At 60.3% G+C, this 1375-nt stretch carries 1 protein-coding gene; it reads right to left on the minus strand.

All coding sequences use genetic code 11. The features are described from left to right. Nucleotides 1-111: 111 nt before the first annotated feature. The gene (locus EOS_RS43105; RefSeq protein WP_047898361.1) at nucleotides 112-1326 is read right to left on the minus strand and encodes an IS701 family transposase; all 1215 of its coding nucleotides are present in this window, start codon (nucleotides 1324-1326) and stop codon (nucleotides 112-114) included. Between the last annotated feature and the right edge of the window lie 49 nt (nucleotides 1327-1375).

Consider the following 1375-nt stretch of genomic DNA (forward strand, 5'->3'; position numbering starts at 1 on the left):
ACAAATTATTCGATTTTCCGGCCGCAGCACGGGCACCGCTCGAGACGGGCAAGCAGCGCGGCAGCAAGCTCCAGTCGCAGCGTTGTAATGGAGTCCGGCACATGGCGCTGCTTACGCAGGGGCGCCCCGGGGCCGGAAGCCTTCGGGTAAGGAAGACACTTTGCCGGGTAACCGATGAGCTGGAGTTTTTTTTTGCGCCACCAGGCGCTCGGTGACGAGAAAGCTGTATGCCGCTATGCACAGCGTCGCGTGGTGATGAAAGCCGCGCCAACTGCGTCCCTCGAAATGCCCCAGGCCAAGTTCCTGCTTGAGCTCCTGGTAATCACGCTCAATACGCCAGCGCAGTTTTGCGAGTCGCACGAGCTCCTTGATTGGTGTATCAGCCGGCAACGTACTGAGGAAGTACCTGGTCGGCTCGACTTCTTCCCTGGGCCACTCGACGAGCAGCCATTGCTCCTCGAGGGTGTCAGCTGGCTGGGCTGCGCGGGAGGTGCAGTGCACCCGTATTGCCGCAAAGCGCGACGACAGGGCGGCGTTGGTGCCTTCACGCCATGTGAGCGTGCGAAAGCGCCGCGACGGCAGCTGCATGGCCAGCTCTTTCGCCTGCAATGGCGCCTGAGCTTGCATCTGCAGGCTGAGCGCGCCTGTTACCCCGACCACATACGTGAAGCCCATCGCTGTGAGCTGCTCGCGGAACTCGGTGCCTGCCCCGTAACCGGCGTCGGCGATAACCAGTTCGGGCAGCGATTCCACCTCGGCGAGATTTTCGAGCAGTTGCAGCGCGAGCATCGGCTTGGTGACGAACTCAAGCGCCTCGGGCACTTTGGCAGCCTTACGACGGTCTGCGTCATCGGCCCAGCTTTGCGGCAAATACAGCTGATAGCGCACCGGCAGACTGAAGCGTTCATTTGCGAGCGAGACGCTGACTGCGACCTGGCAATTGTCCTGTTTCCCGAGCTGGCCACAATATTGCCGAGCGACCCCGACCGAGTGCTTACCCTTCTTCGGAACGCCGGTATCGTCAATAATCAGCGCCTCAGGCGAACCCGCGCGCCGGCTTACTCGCTCAAGTACGTAACCGCGCACCGTATCAAGCACCGCCTGATCCGACCACGGTGCATCGGCTACAAAGTGATGCAGACGCTGGTGTTCCGAGCGCACTCGGTCCGGTGACAGATGCGCAGCCATGGGCTCAACGCTCTTGCGCTTGACCGGCAACATCAAGCCCGTACAGTAGCCACGAAAAGGCTCGACACGATCAGCGTGCCCAAGCGACTGAGCCATCAGGGACACATACTCCTCGAATCTCTTCGAAGTAGTTTCCATCGCTCTCCTCACAATGTGCTTGAAGATAAGCGAATCATGCCTTATTTTG

This window comes from Caballeronia mineralivorans PML1(12) (assembly GCF_001028175.1).
Lineage (GTDB): Bacteria > Pseudomonadota > Gammaproteobacteria > Burkholderiales > Burkholderiaceae > Caballeronia > Caballeronia mineralivorans.